The sequence below is a fragment of the Streptomyces sp. NPDC059080 genome (genome assembly GCF_042739975.1).
GTDB classification, from domain to species: Bacteria; Actinomycetota; Actinomycetes; order Streptomycetales; family Streptomycetaceae; genus Streptomyces; species Streptomyces benahoarensis.
The window spans coordinates 175092-195904 of sequence record NZ_JBHYGX010000003.1 but is presented as its reverse complement, the minus strand read 5'-3'; the positions used below and the strand labels follow the sequence as shown (position 1 = coordinate 195904).

The 20813-nt window shown below is 71.2% G+C and carries 8 protein-coding genes and 2 pseudogenes; 2 read left to right on the top strand and 8 right to left on the bottom strand.

All coding sequences use genetic code 11. The features are described from left to right. Window positions 1-235: 235 nt before the first annotated feature. The 7 genes and pseudogenes from ACFWWQ_RS03275 to ACFWWQ_RS03245 all read right to left on the bottom strand — a co-directional run. On the bottom strand, window positions 236-1696 hold the full coding sequence (locus ACFWWQ_RS03275) for a glutamate synthase subunit beta (RefSeq protein WP_384589232.1): 1461 nt from the start codon (window positions 1694-1696) through the stop codon (window positions 236-238). Further along, window positions 1689-6368, bottom strand: coding sequence for a glutamate synthase large subunit (gene gltB / locus ACFWWQ_RS03270; protein WP_384589229.1), 4680 nt, complete (start codon window positions 6366-6368; stop codon window positions 1689-1691). The genes ACFWWQ_RS03275 and gltB overlap by 8 nt, the downstream gene beginning before the upstream one ends. A gap of 290 nt (window positions 6369-6658) precedes the next feature. Further along, the gene (locus tag ACFWWQ_RS03265; protein ID WP_384589226.1) at window positions 6659-7399 is read right to left on the bottom strand and encodes a VIT1/CCC1 transporter family protein; all 741 of its coding nucleotides are present in this window, start codon (window positions 7397-7399) and stop codon (window positions 6659-6661) included. Window positions 7400-7742: 343 nt separating this feature from the next. Beyond that, window positions 7743-8750 (bottom strand): prolipoprotein diacylglyceryl transferase, encoded by a 1008-nt coding sequence (lgt, locus tag ACFWWQ_RS03260; RefSeq protein WP_384589223.1) that lies wholly within the window; start codon window positions 8748-8750, stop codon window positions 7743-7745. Window positions 8751-8864: 114 nt separating this feature from the next. Beyond that, on the bottom strand, window positions 8865-9674 hold the full coding sequence (locus tag ACFWWQ_RS03255; RefSeq protein WP_384589220.1) for a DsbA family protein: 810 nt from the start codon (window positions 9672-9674) through the stop codon (window positions 8865-8867). A gap of 128 nt (window positions 9675-9802) precedes the next feature. After that, a pseudogene (gene trpA / locus ACFWWQ_RS03250) lies at window positions 9803-10453 on the bottom strand (tryptophan synthase subunit alpha); the annotation flags it as partial. A 46-nt stretch (window positions 10454-10499) separates the two neighbouring features. Further along, a pseudogene (locus ACFWWQ_RS03245) lies at window positions 10500-11792 on the bottom strand (helicase C-terminal domain-containing protein); the annotation flags it as partial. Between the two features lie 3063 nt (window positions 11793-14855). On the opposite strand from ACFWWQ_RS03245, the gene ACFWWQ_RS03240 reads away from it, so the two are divergent. Beyond that, on the top strand, window positions 14856-15119 hold the full coding sequence (locus ACFWWQ_RS03240) for a hypothetical protein (RefSeq protein WP_384589217.1): 264 nt from the start codon (window positions 14856-14858) through the stop codon (window positions 15117-15119). Between the two features lie 587 nt (window positions 15120-15706). On the opposite strand, the gene ACFWWQ_RS03235 is transcribed toward ACFWWQ_RS03240, so the two are convergent. Beyond that, complete coding sequence (locus tag ACFWWQ_RS03235; RefSeq protein ID WP_384589213.1) at window positions 15707-17044, bottom strand: MFS transporter; 1338 nt, start codon at window positions 17042-17044, stop codon at window positions 15707-15709. A 527-nt stretch (window positions 17045-17571) separates the two neighbouring features. On the opposite strand from ACFWWQ_RS03235, the gene ACFWWQ_RS03230 reads away from it, so the two are divergent. After that, window positions 17572-20763, top strand: a complete 3192-nt coding sequence (locus ACFWWQ_RS03230; RefSeq protein ID WP_384589210.1) for a glycoside hydrolase family 2 TIM barrel-domain containing protein — start codon at window positions 17572-17574, stop codon at window positions 20761-20763. Window positions 20764-20813: the final 50 nt, after the last annotated feature.

The window sequence follows — 20813 nt, the reverse complement described above, 5'->3', positions numbered from 1 at the left end:
CGGGCGGCCGCCCGCCCCGGTGGGGGGCGGGGGCCGGCCCCCCCCCGGTATTCCCCGCCCTGGTCGTGGGGGGGGCCCCCCCCCCCCCGCGCGGGGGGGGGGCGCCCCGCCAAGAGACGCGCGACGCCCGCCCGCCGGTCGGGGAATCAGGCAGGCGTCGCGGTATGGGCCCTGGTATCGCTCCCGGGACCCATGCCGCCGTACGCCGTTGTACGGGACAGGAAGGGACGTACCGTCACACGGTGAGTGCGCGGTCCGTCGGCTTGATGGGTGCCGGCAGGGCGCTGGCCCCGGTGAGGAAGCGGTCCACGCCCCGGGCGGCGGAGCGGCCCTCGGCGATGGCCCACACGATGAGCGACTGGCCGCGCCCCGCGTCACCGGCGACGTACACCCCGGGGACGTTGGTGGCGAACTCCGCGTCACGGGCGATGTTGCCGCGGGCGTCCATCTCCAGACCGAACTGCTCGACCAGCCCGTTCTCCCGGTCGGTGCCGGTGAAGCCCATCGCGAGGGTGACCAGCTGCGCCGGGATCCGCCGCTCCGTGCCCGGCTTCTGCTCCAACTTGCCGTCCTTGAACTCCACCTCGGTCAGGTGCAGCCACTGGACGTTGCCGTCCTCGTCGCCCTCGAAGCGGGTGGTCGACACCGCGTAGATCCGCTCGCCGCCCTCCTCGTGTGCGGAGGTCACCTTGTACAGCATCGGGAAGGTCGGCCAGGGCTGGCCCGCGCTGCGCTCCTCGCCCGGCTTCGGCATGATCTCCAGCTGAGTGACGGACGCCGCGCCCTGACGGTGGGCGGTGCCGACGCAGTCCGCACCGGTGTCGCCGCCGCCGATGACGACGACATGCTTACCCTCGGCGGTGATCGGGGCGACGGTCAGATCGCCCTCCTGCACCTTGTTGGCGAGCGGCAGGTACTCCATCGCGACGTGGATGCCGTTCAGCTCCCGGCCGGGCACCGGCAGGTCCCGGGAGGTGGTGGCGCCCGCGGCGATGACGACGACGTCGTACCGCTTGCGCAGCTTCTTCGCGTCGATGTCGCGGCCGATCTCCGTCTCCGTACGGAACTTGGTGCCCTCCGCCCGCATCTGCTCGATACGGCGGTTGATGTGCCGCTTCTCCATCTTGAACTCGGGGATGCCGTACCGCAGCAGCCCGCCGATGCGGTCGGCGCGCTCGTAGACGGCGACGGTGTGGCCCGCGCGGGTCAGCTGCTGGGCGGCGGCAAGGCCCGCCGGACCCGAGCCGATGACGGCGACGGTCTTGCCGGAGAGCCGCTCGGGCGGGCGCGGGGTGACGTCGCCGCTGTCCCACGCCTTGTCGATGATCGTGACCTCGACGTTCTTGATGGTCACGGGCTGCTGGTTGATGCCGAGCACGCACGCCGCCTCACAGGGCGCCGGGCAGAGGCGGCCGGTGAACTCCGGGAAGTTGTTGGTGGCGTGCAGCCGCTCGGACGCGGCGCTCCAGTCGTCGCGCCAGGCATAGTCGTTCCACTCGGGGATGAGGTTCCCCAGCGGGCAGCCGTTGTGACAGAACGGAATGCCGCAGTCCATGCAGCGCGACGCCTGCTTGCTGATGAGCGGCAGCAGGGCGCCGGGCCGGTAGACCTCGTTCCAGTCCTGGACGCGCTGGCCTGCGGGACGGGCCGTGGCGACCTCGCGGTCGTGGTTGAGGAAGCCCTTCGGGTCAGCCATGGGTCGCCGCCTCCATCATCTTCTCGTGGGTCTCGGACTCGGAGAGTCCGGCCTGCTCGGCGGCGTCCTTGGCGGCGAGCACTGCCTGGTAGGTGGCCGGGACGACCTTGCTGAAGCGGGCAGCGGCGGCATCCCAGTCGGCGAGGAGCTTCGCGGCGACGGTCGAGCCGGTCTCCTCCTGATGGCGGCGCACCACCTCGTGCAGCCACCGCGCGTCGGCGCCGTCCAGCGGACGCACCGCGCCGGCCAGCTCCTTGTTGACGTGGGCGGGGTCGAGGTCGATGACGTACGCGAACCCGCCCGACATCCCGGCGGCGAAGTTGCGGCCGGTCGCACCGAGGACGACCGCGTTGCCGCCGGTCATGTACTCGCAGCCGTGGTCGCCGACGCCCTCGGAGACCACCGTGGCGCCGGAGTTACGGACACAGAACCGCTCGCCGACCCGGCCGCGGAGGTACAGCTCGCCGCCGGTGGCGCCGTAGGCGAGGGTGTTGCCCGCGATGGTGGAGTACTCGGCGAGATGGTCGGCGCCGCGGTCCGGGCGGACCACGATGCGGCCGCCGGAGAGGCCCTTGCCGACGTAGTCGTTGGCGTCGCCCTCCAGCCGCAGCGTGATGCCGCGCGGCAGGAACGCGCCGAAGGACTGCCCGGCGGAGCCGGTGAAGGTGAGGTCGATGGTGTCGTCGGGCAGCCCGGCGCCGCCGAACTTCTTGGTGACCTCGTGGCCGAGCATGGTGCCGACGGTGCGGTTGATGTTGCGGATCGCGACCTGGGCGCGCACCGGCTGCGCATCCTCGGCGGTGTCCGCGGACAGCGCGTCGGCGGCCAGCTCGATCAGCTCGTTGTCCAGCGCCTTCGCCAGACCGTGATCCTGGACGGTGGCCTGGTGGCGGACGGCGCCCTCGGGCAGCTCGGGGACGTGCAGCAGCGGGGCCAGGTCGAGGCCCTGGGCCTTCCAGTGGTCCACCGCCCGCGTGGCGTCGAGGAGTTCGGCGTGGCCGATGGCCTCGTCGAGGGTGCGGAAACCCAGTTCGGCGAGGAGTTCGCGAACCTCCTCGGCGATGAACTCGAAGAAGTTGACCACGTACTCGGCCTTGCCGCTGAACCGCTCGCGCAGCACCGGGTTCTGGGTGGCGATGCCGACCGGGCAGGTGTCGAGGTGGCAGACGCGCATCATGACGCAGCCGGAGACAACCAGGGGCGCCGTCGCGAAGCCGAACTCCTCAGCGCCCAGCAGCGCCGCGATGATCACGTCGCGGCCGGTCTTCAGCTGCCCGTCGGTCTGCACCACGATCCGGTCGCGCAACCCGTTGAGCAGCAGCGTCTGCTGGGCCTCGGCGAGCCCCAGCTCCCAGGGGCCACCGGCGTGCTTGAGGGAGGTGAGCGGCGAGGCGCCCGTACCGCCGTCGTGACCGGAGATGAGGACGACGTCCGCATGCGCCTTGGAGACACCCGCGGCGACGGTGCCGACGCCGACCTCGGAGACCAGCTTCACGTGGATGCGCGCGGCCGGGTTGGCGTTCTTGAGGTCGTGGATCAGCTGCGCCAGATCCTCGATGGAGTAGATGTCGTGGTGTGGCGGCGGCGAGATCAGGCCGACGCCGGGTGTCGAGTGCCGGGTCTTCGCCACCCACGGGTAGACCTTGTGGCCGGGCAGCTGACCGCCCTCACCGGGCTTGGCGCCCTGGGCCATCTTGATCTGGATGTCGTCGGCGTTGACGAGGTATTCGCTGGTCACACCGAAGCGGCCGGAGGCGACCTGCTTGATGGCCGAGCGGCGCGCCGGGTCGTACAGCCGCTCCGGGTCCTCGCCGCCCTCACCGGTGTTGGACTTACCGCCCAGCTGGTTCATGGCGATGGCCAGCGTCTCGTGCGCCTCCTGCGAGATGGAGCCGTACGACATGGCGCCCGTGGAGAACCGCTTGACCAGGGAGGACGCCGGTTCGACCGCATCGATCGGCACCGCCGGGCGGTCCGCCTTGATGCCGAAGAGACCGCGCAGCGTCATCAGCCGCTCGGACTGCTCGTTCACCCGGTCCGTGTACTGCTTGAAGATGTCGTACCGGCGGGCGCGGGTGGAGTGCTGGAGCCGGAAGACGGTGTCCGGGTCGAAGAGGTGCGGTTCGCCCTCGCGGCGCCACTGGTACTCGCCGCCGATCTCCAGCGCACGGTGGCTGGCGGCGATGCCGGACGCCGGGTACGCCTTGGTGTGCCGGGCGGCGACCTCCTCGGCGACGATGTCCAGGCCCGCGCCGCCGATCTTGGTGGCGGTGCCGTGGAAGTAGGTGTCGACGAACGCGTCGTCCAGGCCGACGGCCTCGAAGACCTGCGCGCCGCGGTAGGAGGCGACGGTCGAGATGCCCATCTTGGACATGACCTTCAGGACGCCCTTGCCGAGCGCCTTGATGAGGTTGCGGATGGCGGCCTCGGGGTCGGTGCCCGCGGGCAGGAAGGTCCCGGCGCGGACCAGGTCCTCGACGGACTCCATCGCGAGATACGGGTTGACCGCGGCGGCACCGTAGCCGATCAGCAGCGCGACATGGTGCACCTCGCGGACGTCACCGGCCTCGACCAGCAGGCCCACCTGGGTGCGCTGCTTGGTGCGGATGAGGTGGTGGTGGACGGCGGAGGTGAGCAGCAGCGACGGGATCGGGGCGTGCTCGGCGTCGGAGTGCCGGTCGGAGAGGACGATCAGCCGGGCGCCGGCCTCGATGGCGACGGCGGCCTCCGTGCAGATCTCCGCCAGGCGCGCGGCGAGGGCCTCGCCACCGCCGCCGACGCGGTAGAGACCGGAGAGCGTCACGGCCTTCATGCCGGGCATGTCGCCGTCGGCGTTGATGTGGATGAGCTTGGCCAGCTCGTCGTTGTCGATCACCGGGAACGGCAGGGTGACGCTGCGGCAGGACTCCGCGGTCGGCTCCAGGACGTTGCCCTGCGGGCCGAGCGAGGAGATCAGCGAGGTGACCAGCTCCTCGCGGATGGCGTCCAGCGGCGGGTTGGTGACCTGCGCGAACAGCTGGGTGAAGTAGTCGAAGAGCAGCCGCGGACGGGCCGAGAGCGCGGCGATCGGCGCGTCGGTGCCCATCGAACCGATCGGCTCGGCACCGGAGTTCGCCATCGGCGCGAGCAGGACCCGCAGCTCCTCCTCGGTGTAGCCGAAGGTCTGCTGGCGGCGGGTGACCGAGGCGTGGGTGTGCACGATGTGCTCGCGCTCGGGCAGGTCGGCGAGGTCGATCAGCCCCTCGTCCAGCCACTGCTGGTACGGGTGGGCCCCTGCCAGCTCCGCCTTGATCTCGTCGTCCTCGATGATGCGGTGCTCGGCGGTGTCGACGAGGAACATCCGGCCCGGCTGGAGGCGGCCCTTGCGGACGACCTTGGCGGGGTCGATGTCGAGGACGCCGACCTCGGAGGAGAGCACGACCAGACCGTCGTCGGTGACCCAGTAGCGGCCGGGGCGCAGCCCGTTGCGGTCGAGGACCGCGCCGACCTGCGTGCCGTCGGTGAAGGTGACGCAGGCCGGGCCGTCCCAGGGCTCCATCATCGTGGAGTGGTACCGGTAGAACGCGCGGCGGGCCGGGTCCATCGACGGGGAGTTCTCCCACGCCTCCGGGACCATCATCAGCACCGCGTGCGGCAGCGACCGGCCGCCGAGGTGCAGCAGCTCCAGGACCTCGTCGAAGGAGGCCGAGTCGGAGGCGTCCGGTGTGCAGACCGGGAAGAGCCGGCCTGTGTCCAGGTCGCCGAAGAGCCGCGAGGCGAGCTGCGATTCGCGCGCCCGCATCCAGTTGCGGTTGCCCTTGACCGTGTTGATCTCGCCGTTGTGCGCGACGAAGCGGTACGGGTGGGCCAGCGGCCAGCTCGGGAACGTGTTGGTGGAGAACCGCGAGTGGACCAGGGCGATGGCCGACGCGAAGCGGCGGTCGGAGAGGTCCGGGAAAAACGGCTCCAGCTGCCCGGTGGTGAGCATCCCCTTGTAGACGAGGGTGCGGGCGGAGAGCGACGGGAAGTAGACCCCGGCCTCCCGCTCGGCGCGCTTGCGCAGCGCGAACGCCTTGCGGTCCAGCGCCAGCCCGGTGCTCTCACCGTCCGCCACGCTGTGCTTGCTCGAAATGCTGTGCTTGCTGGAAACGCTGTGCTTGCTGGAAACGCCGTGCTTGCTCGTCACGAACAGCTGGGAGAAGGCCGGCATGGTGGCGCGGGCGCCGTTGCCGAGGAGTTCGGGGGCGACGGGGACGACGCGCCAGCCGAGGACCGTCAGGTCCTCCTCATCGGCGATCGTCTCGATCTGCGAGACGGCGGCGGCCGCCTGCCGGGCATCGGAGGGCAGGAAGGCGATACCGACGGCGTAAGCGCCGGCCTCGGGGAGGCCGAAGGTGACCTCCTCGCGCAGGAACGCGTCCGGCACCTGAAGGAGGATGCCCGCGCCGTCGCCCGAATCGGGCTCGGAGCCGGTGGCACCGCGGTGCTCCAGGTTGGTCAGCACCGTGAGCGCCTGCTCGACCAGCGCGTGACCGGCCTCGCCGGTGAGGGTGGCCACGAAGCCGACACCGCAGGCGTCGTGCTCGTTGCGCGGGTCGTACATCCCCTGCGGGGCGGGGCGCCCGTCCATGGGCGACCAGGCGGTGCGGGTGGCACCGGCGGTGGTCGCGGAGTGCGTGGACGCGGAATGCATCGGCTCTCCCAACGTCGTCGTGGCATAGGAACTGCCGAGGGACGACGTTGGCCCTCCGCGAAATTTCGTGCAGATTACAGGATGGCTCGCTTCCCAGGAAGCGGATAGAGCCTTCCAACATGCGGACACCATGACGGCGGCGTCTGAGATCGCGGACGGACAACCCGGTCCGGAAACGGGGCGCCCACCGAGCGACATCGCCCGTGTGGCGCCCCGGCCTTATGCCCGGCGGTCAGCTGCATGAAACCGCCGGGTAACTCCACAGTGAGGCGAGCACCTACAGAGGAGCGTCACCCTACGACGGTTCCGAACAACGTCCCCAGGATGTACGTCACCCCCGCGGCCGCGCCACCGAGGAGCAGCTGCCGCGCCCCGCCGAACCACCACGAGCGGGCCGTCACCCGCGCCACGACCGCGCCGCACGCGAAGAGTCCGAGCAGCGCCAGCACCACCGCGGGCCACAGCGCGGAAGCGCCCAACAGGTACGGAAGTACCGGCAGCAGCGCGCCCAGCGCAAAGGATCCGAAGGAGGAAACCGCTGCCACAGTGGGCGACGGAAGGTCGGACGGATCTACGCCCAGCTCCTCACGGGCATGGATCTCCAGCGCCTGCTCGGGGTCGCGGGAGAGCTGTTCGGCGACCTTCCGGGCCAGCTCCGGCTCCACCCCGCGCGAGACGTAGAGGGCCGCCAGTTCGTCCCGTTCGTCCGTCGGATGCTTGCGCAGCTCGGCCCGTTCGATGTCCAGCTCGGCGAGGACCAGTTCGCGCTGGGAGGCGACCGAGGTGTACTCACCGGCGGCCATCGAGAAGGCACCGGCGGCCAGTCCGGCCAGCCCGGTGATGATGATCGTCTGCTGGGAGACCGCGCCACCGGCGACGCCGGTCATCAGCGCGAGGTTCGAGACCAGCCCGTCCATGGCGCCGAAGACGGCGGGGCGCAGCCAGCCGCCGTTGACGTCGCGGTGGGTGTGGTTGTCGCGGTGGGCGACATGGGTGGGCGCCGAGGCATCCATGACATCGGTGACGGACATAGGAACCTACTCCCTTCAACGAGGTGTGGGCCGCTGTTCGGCACTTCCCCCTCCAACACCTCGAAACTAGGCGTGACGTCCCCTCCACCGCTAGCAAGGAAGGCCGAACTTACCTCTCTGACCTGCGGTTTCTTCCGGCCGCCCGCCATGAGATCCCGCTCACAGGGAGCCGCGGCGAGCCGGTCCGACGGGCCGCGCGGAGCCGTTCGGGTGAGCGCGGGCCGGACGCCGGCGCAGGGCCGCCGGGCGTGGGCGCCTACGACACCGCGCCGGGCGGAACCCGTAACGGTTCCGCCCGGCGCGGTGGAGGAATACGGCCGCCGCCCGGGGCGACGGCGCGGTCTCAGGTCTTCTTGCCGCCGCTCCCGGCGGTCTTCGCGTCGCCGTCGGCACGCTTCTTTTTCGCGTCCCCGCCGTCGGACTCCGCGTCCTTCTCGGCCTCGGCATCGGGCTCCGCCTCCGCGGCCTCGTCCGCCGACACCTTCGTGCCCTCCGGGTCACCGTCCGCGTCCGCACCGGCCAGGGCCTCCTGCGCGCCCGGTTCGACGACCTCCTCGCGGCCCGGTACCCGCCGGGCGGAGATGATGATGTAGGCGACGGCGAGGACCAGGCCGATCAGCGCGGTCCAGACGTTCAGCCGCAGGCCGAGGATGTGGTGCGCCTCGTCGACCCGCAACTCCTCGATCCAGGCGCGGCCCGCGCAGTACGCCGCGACATACAGCGCGAAGGCGCGGCCGTGGCCGAGGCGGAAGCGCTTGTCGGCCCAGATCACCAGCGCGGCGACGCCCAGACACCACAGGCTCTCGTAGAGGAACGTCGGGTGGTACGTGCCGCCGATGCGGCCGATCGCCGGGTCGTCGCTGATCTTCAGCGCCCACGGCACATCGGTCGGACGGCCGTACAGCTCCTGGTTGAACCAGTTGCCCCAGCGGCCGACGGCCTGACCGATGGCGAGGCCGGGGGCGAGCGCGTCGCAGTAGGCGGGCAGCGGGATGCCGCGGCGGCGGCAGCCGATCCACGCGCCGACCGCGCCGAGCGCCACCGCGCCCCAGATACCGAGACCGCCCTCCCACACCTTGAAGGCGTCGAGCGGATGGCCGTCCTTGCCGAAGTACGGCTCGTACGTCGTGATGACGTGGTAGAGCCGTCCGCCGACGAGGCCGAAGGGCACCGCCCAGACGGCGATGTCCGCCACCGTGCCGGATCGGCCACCGCGCTGCACCCAGCGCTTGTTGCCGAGCCAGACGCCCAGGAAGACACCGATGATGATGCAGAACGCGTAGCCCCGGAGCGGGATCGGGCCGAGATGCACGACGCCGACCGACGGGCTGGGAATGAATGCGAGGTCCATGGCAGTCACGACGCTACCCCGCCGGAGGGGGTCGGCGGCAACCCGCCCGGCAACGGCTGCGTAACGAGGCCGTCACAGCGCCGGGACCGTTCCGGGCGGTCGCGTGCCGCGCGGTCAGTGCGGGGGCGTGGCGGGCTTGGCCGGCTGCTTGCCCTTGTTGGCGTCGAGCACCATCTTCTTGAAGTCCGCGGGCGTGAACTGCCCGTTCTTCTCCTTTGCCAGATCCTTGCCGTTGAGCAGCACGGTCGGGGTGCCGCGGAACCCGGACTTGGTGAACGCGTCGTTGGACCGCCGGACGAAGTCGTTGTACGTACCGGACCGGACGCACTGCGTGAACGCGTCGGTGACCAGCCCCGGGACCTTGCCCGCGAGCTGGATCAGCTTCTTCTTGTCGGCGAACGCGTCCTGCTGCTCGGGCGGCTGGTTGCTGTAGAGCACGTCGTGGTACGCGCGGAAATGACCGGCGTGCTGGGCGCAGAGCGCGGCGTTGGCGGCGTTGAGGGAGCCGGTGCCGCCTCCGTTGCCGTCGATGATCGTGACGAGGTGGTACTCGCTCTTGAGATGCCCGGCGTCCTCCAGCTCATGGATGACCGGGCGGAAGCCGGTCTCGAACTGCTGGCAGGCGGGGCAGCGGAAGTCCTCCCAGACCGTCAGGGTGGAGGGGGCGCCGGGCGCGCCGACCGGCACCGCGGGCTTGTCGCCGCCGCGCGCGCCCTTCGGGACGGCCAGCGGCTTGGCGCTCTCCTCGTCCCCACCGGAGTAGGAGGCCCAGACGGCGATGGCGCCGGCCACCGCCAGGACCAGGACCACCGCTCCGGCGACGATCGCCTGGCGGTTGCGCCGGGCCCGGGCCTTCTCCTTCTCACGCTGTGCCTTCAGCCGCTCACGGGCGTTGCTCTTACCGTCATCGTTCTTCTGGCTCACCCCAGGAAAACGAAGCGGAGGGGCGCTGCCGCACCCCTCCGCACCGATGTTCGCCCTATCGGGGGACGGAACCCGCCGCGCCGCACACACGTGCCCCACGGCCCGCCCGGCCCCGGCCGACGGCTACGTCAGGAGCGCTTGCGCACCCCGGCGGCCAGCTCCCCGGCCAGCGTCCGGACCCCGGCGAGCCCGGCCTCCAGGTCACCCTCGTCGGCCAGTATCCGCTGCACGAACGCCGAGCCGACGATGACACCGTCGGCGAACTGCGCGACCTCCGCGGCCTGTTCGGGGTTGGAGACCCCGAGGCCGACGCAGACCGGCAGATCGGTGGTGGCGCGGGTGCGGCGGACCAGTTCCTGCGCCTCGTGGCCGACCGACTCGCGGGTGCCGGTGACGCCCATCAGCGACGCCGCGTAGACGAAGCCGCTGCCCGCCGCGGTGATCTCGGCGAGGCGGGCGTCCCGGCTGCTGGGCGCGACGACGAAGACGGTCGCCAGGCCGTGCTTCCCGGCGGCCGCGCGCCACTCCGCGGACTCCTGGACCGGCAGATCCGGCAGGATGCACCCGGCGCCGCCAGCGGCGGCCAGCTCGGCGGCGAACCGCTCGACGCCGTAGCGGTAGACCGGGTTCCAGTACGTCATGCAGAGCACCGGCGCGCCGGTGGCGGCGTGCGCCTCGCCGACCGTGCGGATCACATCGGTGATCCGCACACCGCCGCGCAACGCGATGTCGTCCGCGGGCTGGGTCACCGGCCCGGCGAGGACCGGGGGGGGGGGGGGGGGCCGCGCCCCCCCCCCCCACCGCGTGGTCCTGACGCAACTCGTCCAGGAACCTGCTGACCCGGCGCATGCTGGGCCGAAAGTCCTCCCACTGCGCCAGAGTGTGTGCCTCGTCGACGGCGATCCGGGTCACCCGGCCCGCCGCCGCGGCCGCGCGCACGGTCTCTCGGAAGCGCCGCTGGCACAGGCGTTCCGGGCTGACGTAGACCAGGCGGATGCCGTGATCGGCGCGGCCGAGGAGCTGCTCCGTCACTTCCGTCTTGCCGGCCCTGCTGCTGGACTCACGCAGCGGGGAGATCAGGGCGCGGACCGCGCCGCCGATGGACCGGTTGAGCTCGAGAGCCTGGTCGTGCATGAGGGCGACGAGCGGGCTGACGACCACGGTGACACCGGGCAGGACCAGCGCGGGAAGCTGGAAGGTGAAGCTCTTACCGAAGCCGGTGGGCAGCAGCCCGAGTACGTTGCGGCCCTCGGCGACGGCGGTGATGGCGGCCTGCTGGGCCGGTTTGAGGGCCACGGGTTCGTCGGCGAGCCGCAGCAGGCCGCCGATGCGGGCGCAACGGTCCCTGACCTCGTCGGCGAGCAGGCCATTTTTTCGTAACTTCTGTATCTCCTCGGTGGTCAGGGCGAGTTCGCGGATGCGCCGGGTGTGCGGCAGGAGGGTGTGCTGTTCGAGGGCTTCCTCGGTGCACAGCTCGGTGGCCCGGGCGGGGTCCAGGAGGCGGTGGGCCGCCATGAACTCCCAGATACGACGCCAGCCTTCGGCCATGTCGGCGATGTTGCCTCCACCGATGTCGCCGGTGTCCGGGTCGGGGCGTTCCAGTCCGTCGTCGAGGCTGCCGAGGAAGGCGCGCCGATAGGAGCGGCGCAGGCTGCTTGCTCCGGCGAGTTTGCGGTCGCTGATGACGACGACGCCGCGGTGCTGGTCGGAGCGGATGAGTCGGCCGACCGCTTGGCGGAGCTGGAGCGCGGCGAGCGGCAGGTAGTAGTGCTCGGTGGCGGCGCCGTCCGGATCGGGGTGGCCGGCGTGCTCGGCACGTTCGGCGACCGCCGCGCGTCGGGCTTCCACGATCGGAGCGGCGAACGGCGCAAACGGCAGTTTGTTGATCCAGACCAGACGCATTCGCTCGGCGTCGGAAACATCGATCCCCTGCCAGAGCCCCTTGGTACCGACGAGGAACCCGCCGCCGTCCCTCCGGTCGGTGAATGCCTGGTAGGCCCGGCCGTTGCCGAGGGTGAGCGCCTCGACAACCGGGGTGTCCAGGGCGCGACGGCGCAGCTCTTCCACGAGGTGGAAGCCGATGCCCGCGGCGGTCGAGCGGGCAGTCGTGAGGATCATGCCACCGCCGTCGAACCCGCTGCCGTCGGCGCGTACACGTGTCATCTCGGCGGCGCATCCGGCGACCTGGTGGGCGACTGTCCGCAGGGCGCCTTCCTCCTGCTCGGCCCAGGACGGGAAATCGGAGAAGCATACGACTTCGGCCTGGCTGCGCAGGTCGAACGGGGAAGGCAGGGCGAGCGTCGGCAGACCCTCGGGCAGCCCCAGCCGGCTCCGTATGAAGTCCCACCGTCCGGCGACGCGCAGAGTCGCGGAGACGTAGTGGACACGGTCGAAGGACTCCAGGTAGCGCCGCCATTCCGGATCAGCAGTCAGGTCTACGGGGCTGGTGGCGACGCGGAAGTGGTAGGAACGCAACTCCGCCTTGGGCTCGGCCAGTTCCTCCAGGTGGATCACGCGTGACGGGAGCACCTCGTCCAGCGTGACGGCGGGGTCGAGGAAGGCTCGGATGCCGGCCGTGATGCGGTCGAGGGCCGTGGTGAGGGAGTCGGTGTGTTCCGCGAGTGCGGTCAGGCGCTCCCGTACCAGCGGGTCGATTCCGGCTGTGTGCTGGGCGACGTAGCGCTCCAGCGTGATACGGCAGATCGCGACTGCCTTGGCGATGCTCTCAAGTACCAGCACGAGCCGTCGCGTGTTCCGGGTACCGGAGGTGCCGGTGTAGGGACTGACGAGCGTGGTCGCCCGGCTGCCGATCCGCACGCCCACGCCCTTGGCCTGTGCGTCGAACGCCTGAGCCGCGAGCCGGGGAAGCCGTTCGTCGTCGAGCAGCCGTTCGAGGTCGGTGACTGCCGCGGCTGCCTGGTCACGTGCGGTGCCCGGGTGCGCGTCCGCGACCCAGGCGTGGTACTCGGGCAGCAATGCTTCCAGGTCCTGGTAGTCAACGGCCCCGGTCAACGCGGACGTCGCGGCGTTCTCCAGCTCGTGCGCCTCGTCGATCACGAGGAGCACATCGGGCCCGACGGCACGCAGGTCGTCCAGGTGGGACAGGACGAGCGCATGGTTGGCGAGGATGAGACGGTGGCCGCCGATGGCCTCCCGAACGGTGTCGGTGTGCACGGTGAGCGGATTGCTCGCGCCGGCTCCGTAGTCGCCGTCGCGCTGCGACAGCGACTCCAGCCACTGCGTCACACCGCGGCCCATGTAGTCGGCGAAGAAGGCGGGCAGGTCCACCGGGTCGACCGATCTCGCCGTCCATGTCTGCGGGGGCTCCTTGGCCGCTAACAGGCGGAGCGCGAGGAAAACGGCGAGTTCGCGGAAACGACGATGCCGGGAGAAACGGGCGCGGGCCGCACTCGCGAAGGAGCGTCGGCGGGTGGCTTCGGCGAGGCTCTTCGTCAGGGCGGCCAGGGAAAGCCGGTTGGACTTTCCCTTGACCAGGTCAGCGGCCCCGAGGATGCCGGGCAGGGCACGCTCCAGGTCCTGGATGTCCTTCGCCAGCTGGCTCTGCAGCTGCTTGGTGTACGTGGCGATGACAGCGGTACGGCTCTCGTCTCCGGCGAGCCAGTCCAGCGCGGCGGCGAGCACCGCATAGCTCTTTCCAGTGCCGGTGGGTGCTTCCAGCAGGCCGCTGACGCCGCGGTCGGTCCAGTCGTGCAGTGTCGTCGTCATCGTCTGCTGGACAGGCCGGGGTTCCACGCGGGAGCCGTGCACGACCCGGGCGAGAGCGGTCGGCTCGACCCGTCCGTCGGCGCCCCGCAAGGCGTCCGGCACATCCACGGCACCACGTCCCGGTGCTCTTCCATCAAGGGCGCGGCGCGGCGCGTGCTGCGCGAACTCGGCGTTCAGCAGGCGAGCCACGTGCGCCTGCTCCCACACGAGCGGCTCCCGTTCGGTGGCGGCCTTGCCCTCGGCCAGTTCCCGCAGCAGCCGCCACGCGTCGGAGTCGGGGCAGACGTCGGCGACGAGATCGCGCACATCGGGGGTCTTGGCGGCGAAATCGGCGGCGGCCCGCTCCAGGAGACGGACAAGCAGGACCGCGTCACCATCTGCGGTGTGGGCACGCAGGTCCGAACGGGCCACGTCGAGCTGGAGCGCCAGATCCTGGAGCCGGTGGGACGGGGCTGTCGGCCAGACGGCGTGCGCGAGGTACAGGGCGTCGACGGGTCGCACGGCGGAGAGCGGATCACCTGCACCGGCCTCTTTCGCCGCTTCACCGATGACGGGGAAGTCCAGCGCCGTTCCGTTATGGGCGACCACAACATCGGCATCCGACAGGAAGTCGTTCAGCTCCGTCCACGCCTGTTGCCGGGGTATCCCCTGGCCCAGCACGGCGTCCCGTACGCTGCCGTCACGTAACTCCTCGCTGTCCCCCAAGAACCTGAGGTAACGCCGCCAGCGGGGCGCCGCCGCGACCCATTCCCGATCGGCGCCGAACCTGACGGCTGCCACCTCGTAGACGTGCCGCTCCACGTAAGGAGCGGTCGCCGTCGTCCGTACGACGCTCTCGACGTCGAGCGCGACGATCCGCAGCACGGACGTCTCATCCAACCGGGCATCAGCAGCCGGCTCGGCGCCCGGCTTCCGCCGTTCCGGCGTCGCCTGCGCCGGGACCATCGGTTCCTGTGGCGCAGCAGACAGGAGGTGGTCCCCCGAAGCGATCAGCAATCCCCCGCGGACCGCCTCGGCGACCAGCTTGACCAACCGCTGCTCCGGCAATGCGCGGAACTGCCTCTTGGCCTCGGCGACCAGGTCCCGCTCAGAGGTTCCGGACGAGAAAGCGCGGACCAGCTCTGCGACCTTCCGCGCCGCCGCGGAAACCGTCTGTCCCTCGGGCATGCACACCCCTCCCCACGCACGGCCCCGGCCCATACCTGACCGCGCCGCTCCGCGCCCTCGACTCGCCCTCCCCTGGAGAACCGGGACGTGACCCGCATCATAGATAGGTGGTGAAAATTACGGAAATCCGGGAAATCACTGGGTGACCACCAACGGAACGCGGGCACACGAGGACGCTGCGCCCCGAGCCCCGACCGCTGGACGGGGCAATTCCTGCCGCCATTTGCCCCGCATTCTGCCGCGCCGCGATCCACTCCCGGCTGAAATTGCGAAAGTTGCCCCGCACCAGTGCCGATGGCGGATGTCGCCACCTACGCCTCCTCGAAATTCAGTGCGCTGCTCTTCCAGGGCGCTGATCCCGGCCGCGTCGGCGAGCAGGTGGTCGAGGCCGTCCAGCAAGGGCAGTTCGTGGTCGTCACCCGTCGCGAGTGGGCACCGTTCGTGGCACGCATACACCAGGAGATCGAGCGCACCTACGGCGATTTCGACGGCCGCCACGGGCCGGACCCGGTCGCAACCGCACGATCACCAGCGGACTGCGAGCCGTCGTGACCCTCGTGCGGCCCCTTGCACGGCCAGCCCCTCGCGCGCACTGGAGGCGATGGCCACGGTCCGGCCGCGCCTCGCATCGGTCGTGATGTTGAAGCCCAGGTGTGCGCCGGACGGCGGGATCTGCGGCACGTGTGCGGCGCAGCTTCGGAGGATCGCTTCCAGGGACGCCTCCAGCGTCAGCCAGTCCGTCGCCGCGCCGGCGGACGCGGGCGGTGGCCACTGTGGTGGGCCATGCGCCTGGACCTGCCATACGTACGGGTGACCGTCCTGATGGGCCGGTACCAACGTGGCCCCCACGCCCACGGCAACGTCCACCAGACATACGCGGACGCCCGCGATCTCAAGCCCCCCGGCCCCCGCTACGACTGGGGGATCCGACTGTGGCGGGCCTGCCGTGCCACAGCTGCGGGACCAGCGCCGACATCCATCCCGACACCTCTCAGTGCCTGCCCTGCGCCTTGCGTCAGAGCGAACCTGAGATTTCCGAGGGGGACGTCGCCCGCCTCGTCGCCTGGGTCCGCACCACCGCGCCGGACCCTGCGCCCCAGGGCAGACCTTCCTGACCCGTGGGCCATTCCCCAGCACTCTCACCTCTCCAACGGGCGGTGAGCGGTCTCGGGCAGTCGGAGGTAGACGGCGGAGGAGACCAGGCACAGCGCGGCCACGTACACGGGGAAGAGGCCGGCCTGCCCCAGGTCCTTGAACAGCGTGCCGATATAGGGCGCCGTGCCGCCGAAGAGGGCGACGGTGAGGGAGTAGGGGAACCCGATGCCCGCGGCGCGCACCCGCGCCGGGAACGTCTCCGCGTTCACGGCCGCTGAGACGGCCGTGAAGCCGCTCAGCAGGATCATGCCCGCGCACTGCACGAGCAGCAGCGTGAGGAAGGAGTCGTCGAGCGCGCGCAGCAGCGGCACACACAGCACGGCGAAGCCGATCCCGAACATGAGCAGCAGCGGCTTGCGCCCGAAGCGGTCGGACACCATGCCCGCGACGGGCTGGAGCACGGCGAAGAACGTCAGCGAGAGGGTGCCCGCCAGCAGCGCGTCGGATTTCTCCACCCCGGCGTTGAGCTCGGCGTACGTCGGCAGGTACGACGTCCACGTGTAGTACGCGAGCGTGCCGCCCGCCGTGATCCCGCAGATCAGCAGCGACTCGCGCGGATGGCGGCGCAACGCCTCGAAGAGACCTGGCCGGGGCGTCTCGGTCTGTTCCTCGCTGCGCGTCTCGTGCGCGCCGCGCCGCACCCAGAAACCCACGAGGCTCAGGAGTGCGCCCAGCACGAACGGGACCCGCCAGCCCCAGCTGTCCATGGTGGCGGGCGCGAGCTTCGCGACGAGCAGCGCCGCGACGCCGGACGCGACGAGCTGCCCGATGGTCGTCGACACGTACTGGAAGCTGGAGAAGAGTCCCCGCCGCCCGGGCCCGGCCGACTCCACGAGGAACGTGGTCGACGCGGCGAACTCACCGCCCACCGACAGCCCCTGCAGCAGCCGGGCCAGGACGAGGACGACCGGCGCGAGGACCCCGGCGGCGGCGTACGTCGGCGTCAGCCCCACCAGGAGGCTGCTGCCACCCATCAGCAGAATGGTCACCGTCAGCGCCGCACGGCGCCCGCGCCGGTCGGCGACCGCGCCCATCAGCAGCCCGCCGACGGGCCGCATGAAGAACCCCACCGCGAAAACCGCGAACGTCGCGAGCAGCGGCACCAACGAATTCGCCGCGTCCTCGGGGAAGATCTGCGCGGCGATGTACGTGGCAAGGAAGGTATACGTGTACCAATCAAACCATTCGACCGCATTGCCGACCGAGGCGGCGAGCAGCTGCCGCACAGGACGCGCCGGAGGGGTCACGGCGCCGTCGCGAGGCCCCTCCGTAGGGGAATCCGGCCCACCCTCATGCGCGGGCCGTTCCCTGAAAGCTGTCATGATCACGCATCTCCCCGTCTTCAAGCACGGCAATGACGCCGCGCCGGCCTCTCCAGAAGTCGCACCTCGCACGACCCCAGCCCAGGCGCCCGCACCCATCTCTGACATCTCGTCAGATAAGTCAGCAATCAGTCAGCATCGACCCGGCCAGAGGCGGCGAAACCCGGCAGCACCCGCACATGAATGAACTTCGTCAGGGGTCCGGTGTGTTCCGCACTCGACATGATCCTCCGCTCGGTCCTGCGTCCGTCCCGTGGCGTTGCCGTCCCGCCGCTTCCGGTGCGGGCCGGTCCGCCCCCGCGATCACGTACCGGCCGGACGGGCCTCCGCCAGGGTCTGCGGAGGCCGACAGGAAACGGCAATGAACGCCTGGGGGCGGCGGGCCGGTCTCCACGCTCGTCGCCTGTCGTTCATGGAAGGAAACACCGGACGGGTCCGGGGAGTTGCGGCGGGGTGCGCGCCCTTGTGCGGGCGGCGGGAGCGTTCGATCCTGATGCTTCCTGTTGCCTTGCGGTCGGAGTTGTCGCATGCATGGACGCCATCTGTCCCGCCGCTCGTTCCTCGCCACCGGCACCGCGCTGGCGGGTCTGGCCGCCCTCGCCGACCGGAAGCGGGCCTTCGCCGCGGCGCCGGCCGGCGCGGACGCCACCGCGGCGGAGGGCCCGTGGAACGCGGGGCCGCGCATCTTCCAGATCCACCGGGAGGCGGCGCGCGCCCGGCTCGTCCCGCACCGCGACACCGCCGCCGCCCGCGCCGGGGAGCCCGACACGGCATCGCCCTACTTCCGTTCACTCAACGGCCGCTGGCGCTTCCACTGGGCGAAGAACCCCGACGAGCGCCCGGCGGGCTTCCACGCCCCGGACTTCGACGACCGCGCCTGGGACCGGATCCCCGTCCCGTCCCACTGGGAGATCGAGGGCTACCCGGAGCCGGTCTACCTCAACGTGGCGTATCCGTGGACCGGTTACGAGCAGCCGGTGCCGCCGCACGTGCCCGAGGGGTTCAACCCGGTCGGTTCCTACCGGCGGACGTTCACGGTGCCCGGGGAGTGGGCGGGGCGGCGGGTGCTGCTGTCGTTCCAGGGGGTGAAGTCGGCGTTCTTCGTCTGGGTCAACGGGGAACGGGTCGGGTACAGCGAGGACAGCTACACCCCGGCGGAGTTCGACGTCACCGGTCCTCTGCGGCCCGGCGCCAATGTGCTGGCCGTCGAGGTCTTCCGCTGGTCCGACGGCAGCTGGCTGGAGGACCAGGACATGATCGACCTCTCCGGCATCTTCCGGGACGTGTACCTCTACTCCGTCGCCCCCGTGCACGTCCAGGACCTGACCGTCCGCACCGACCTCGACGAGGCGCTGCACAGCGCGGAGCTGACGGTGACCACGACCGTCCGCCACCGCGGCGCGCACCGCCCCGGTGACCACCGGCTGACCGCGACGCTGTACGACGCGGACGGCGCCGAGGTACTGCCCCGGCCGCTCACCGCCGACGTCCGCTTCGGCGGAGACAGCGACACCACGGTCGCGCCGCACGCCACCGTGGAGGCGCCCGAGCTCTGGTCGGCCGAGGCGCCGTACCTGTACACCCTGGTGACCGCCCTCACCGGTCCCGACGGGCGTGCCGTCGACGTACAGCGCACCGCCGTCGGCTTCCGCAGCGTCTCGTGCGGCCCCGGGCACTTCACCGTCAACGGCGCGCCCCTCGTGCTCCGGGGCGTCAACCGCCACGAGACCGACCCGGACCGCGGTCAGGCCGTCACCGTGGCGCGGATGGAACAGGACATCCGCCTGATGAAACAGCACAACATCAACGCGGTCCGCACCTCGCACTACCCCAACCACCCCGCCTGGCTGGACCTCTGCGACCGGTACGGGCTGTACGTCGTCGCCGAGGCCAACCTGGAGTCGCACGGCGCCCGTGAGCTGCTGCCGACCGGGCTGCCCGAGTGGACGGATGCCTGCCTGGACCGGATGCGTTCCCTCGTCGAACGGGACAAGAACCACCCCAGCGTGATCGTCTGGTCGCTGGGCAACGAGGCCGGACGGGGCGCCAACTTCCGTGCCATGGCCGACTGGACGCACCGCCGCGACCCGTCCCGCCCGATCCACTACGAGGGCATGAACGACGTCGCCGACCTGCACAGCGAGATGTACACGCCACCGGACGGCGTCGAGGCATACGGCCGCTCGGGCAATCCGACGCCGTATCTGCTGTGCGAATACGCCCACTCCATGGGCAACAGCACCGGCAACTTCCAGGAGTACTGGGACGTCATCGAGCGGTACCCCAACCTCCACGGCGGCTTCGTCTGGGACTTCGTCGACCAGGCGATCCGGCTGCCGGTCCCGGACGACCCGCGGCGCACCTACCTCTCGTACGGCGGCGACTGGAAGCCGGGCTATCCGACCGACGGGAACTTCTGCTGCAACGGCCTCGTCTCCGCGGACCGCACCCCGCATCCGGCGCTGCTGGAGGTCAAGAAGGTCTATCAGCCGGTGCGGATGGCGCCGGTCGACCCGGCGCGGTTCCGGATCAAGGTCAGCAACCGGCAGCTGTTCACCGGCCTCGACGCCTACGAGCTGCGCTGGGAGGTCACCCGCGACGGCGAGCGGATCCAGCACGGCACGCTGCCCGCACCGCGGGTGGCGCCCGGTGCCGACGGGGCCGTCGACATGCCGGTCAAGCGGCCGCTCCCTCCTGATCCGGGCGCCCGGTACCGGCTGAACCTGGTGTTCGTGCTGCGCGCGGAGTGCGCGTGGGCGGCGGCCGGACACACCGTGGCCGCCGAACAGTTCACGCTGCCCTGGGTGACTCCGGCGCCCGCCGACCCCGATCCGTCAACGCTGCCGCCGCTGACGGTGGACGAGGACGCGGCGCGGGTGACGGTCACGGGCCGGGACACCGAGGTGGTCCTCGACAAGGCCACCGGCACCCTGACGGGCCTCCGCCACCGGGGGCGGACGCTACTCACCGGGGGGCCGGTGCCGAACTTCTGGCGCGCGCCCACCGACAACGACCTCGGCCGCGGGGCGCAGAACTCCCTGCGGACCTGGCGTGACGCGGGCGCCCGGCGCACCGTGACGGCCATGCGGACCACGCAGCCTTCGTCGTCGGAGGTGACGATCGAGGTCACCGCGGTGTTGCCGACCGCTCCCCTGCCGTCCCGCTGGGAGACCGTGTTCACGGTGCGCGGCGACGGCGAGGTGCGGGTGGCGCACACCCTGCGGCCGGGCGCCGGGCTGCCCGACATCCCGGTGGTCGGCGCGCTGCTGACCGTCCCGGCGGGCCTGGAGACCTTCAGCTGGTACGGGCGCGGGCCGCAGGAGAACTATCAGGACCGCTGCACCGCGGCGTTCGTCGGCCGCCACCGCACCACCGTCGACGCGCAGTTCGGCCCGTACGTCCGCCCGCAGCAGACCGGGAACGTCACCGGGGTGCGCACCGCCTCGCTCACCGGCCGGGACGGCTCCGGGCTGCGGGTGAGCGCCGAGCCGGGCGACGACGCGGCGCTGGAGCTGAGCGCGCTGCACCATACGCCCGGCGACCTGGACGGGCCGCGCCATCCATACGAGCTGACGCGGCGCGCGGCGACGTGTCTGGCGGTCAACCACCGGCAGATGGGCGTGGGCGGCAACGACTCGTGGGGCGCGGCGCCGCTGGAGAAGTACCTGCTGCACGCGGACCGGACGTACCGGTACGGGTACCGGCTCGGGCCGGTGTGAGACGCGGCCGGGCGCCCTGGCAGGGACGGGTGCGGCGGCCGCCCCGGCCC